This window comes from Nocardioides sp. P5_C9_2, from assembly GCF_054049555.1.
Genome location: NZ_JBFUMD010000608.1, coordinates 1 through 1,890 on the forward strand (window position 1 = coordinate 1; position 1,890 = coordinate 1,890).

Genomic DNA, 1,890 nt, shown 5'->3' on the forward strand with positions numbered 1-1,890 from the left:
GGTCGTGGGCCTGCTCGGGCTGATCGCCCTCTTCGTGCTCTACAAGGCGATCGCGATCCCCGCCCCCAACGAGGCGTTCAAGGCCCAGACGACCTTCGTCTACTACAACGGCGGCAAGCAGGAGCTCGGCACCTTCTACGACGACCAGAACCGGGAGTCGATCCCGCTGTCGGAGATGCCGCAGCAGATGCAGGACGCGGTCGTCGCCGCGGAGAACCAGACGTTCTGGACCGACCAGGGCATYGACCCCAAGGGGATCCTGCGTGCGGCGTTCTCCAACGCTCGCGGCAACGACCGCCAGGGTGCCTCGACCATCACCCAGCAGTACGTCAAGATCCTGTACCTCACCAGCGAGCAGAGCTACCAGCGCAAGATCAAGGAAGCCGTCGTCTCGGTCAAGATCCAGAACGAGCTGAGCAAGTCCGAGATCCTCGAGGGCTACCTCAACACCATCTACTTCGGTCGCGGGGCGTACGGCGTCCAGGCCGCCGCGCAGGCGTTCTTCGACAAGGACGCCGCCGATCTCACCCTGCGGGAGAGCGCGGTGCTGGCGACGGTCCTCAACAACCCGTCCCGCTACGACCCCGACGGAGGCAAGGACGCGCGGGCGGCGCTCAAGGAGCGCTACGCCTACGTCCTCGACGCCATGGTCGACACCGAGGCGATCACCGCCGAGCAGGCCGACAAGGCCGTGAAGCGACTCCCCAAGTTCCCCGACATCGCGGTGCAGAGCCAGTACGGCGGCCAGCGGGGCCACATGCTGACGCTCGTCAAGCAGGAGCTGCTCGCCACCGGCGAGTTCACCGAGGAGGAGATCGACGGCGGTGGACTGCGGGTCACCACCACCTTCACCCCGGCGGCGATGCAGGCCGCCGAGGAGGGCGTGCGCGAGCAGCGACCCGAGGGCTTCGGCGACAAGGAGCTGCACGTCGGCGCGGCCACGGTCGAGGTCGGCACCGGTGCCCTGCGCGGCTTCTACGGAGGCCAGGACTACCTCGACTCCCAGATCAACTGGGCCGCCACGGGTGGCATGGCGGGCTCGACGATCAAGCCGCTGACCATCGCCGCCGCGATCAAGGACGGCTTCGAGATCACGGACAGCTTCGACGGCAACTCGCCCTACGAGTTCCCGGACGGCACCCAGGTCCGCAACGAGGGCACCGGCACCGACGGGCTCGGCAACGACTACGGCGAGTCCGTCTCCCTGGTGACGGCCGCCGAGCAGTCCATCAACACCGCCTTCGTGGACATGTCGGCCTCGATGTCCGACGGCCCGCAGCAGATCTACGACATGGCGCGTGCCCTCGGCATCCCGGGCAACGAGCCCGCCAAGCAGTACCCCGGCATCCCGAACCGGTCGGTCGACTTCCTGTCCGACGACACCCTGATCACCCTCGGCAAGGGCCGTGTCAGCCCCATCAACATGGCCAACGCCTACGCCTCCATCGCCAACGGCGGCGAGCGCGCCGACGTCCACGTCGTGGAGAAGGTCGTCGACCGCAACGGCGAGGTCCGCTACTCGCGCAAGGACGAGACCCGCACGGCCGTCGACGAGGACATCGCCGCCGACACGTCGTACGCCATGCAGCAGATCGTGCAGAACGGCACCGGGCAGGCCGCGCTGGCCCTCGGCCGTCCGGCCGCCGGCAAGACCGGCACCGCGACCAACGACAAGGACGAGGTCTCCTCGGCCTGGTTCGCCGGCTACACCCCGCAGCTGGCCACCGCCGTGATGTACGTGCGCGGCGACGGGGACAACCAGCTCGACGGCTGGCTCCCGTCGTACTTCGGCGCCGTCTACCCGGCGCAGACGTGGACCGCGATCATGCAGGGCGCCATGGAGGGCATGGACGTCGAGGAGTTCCCGCCGCCCGCGTACGTCGAGGGCGA

General features: G+C 68.5%; 1 protein-coding gene. It reads left to right on the top strand.

All coding sequences use genetic code 11. The features are described from left to right. Positions 1-1,890 (top strand): transglycosylase domain-containing protein (locus ACXJKL_RS20175; protein ID WP_457208778.1); only part of this gene is annotated, 1,890 nt, incomplete at both ends.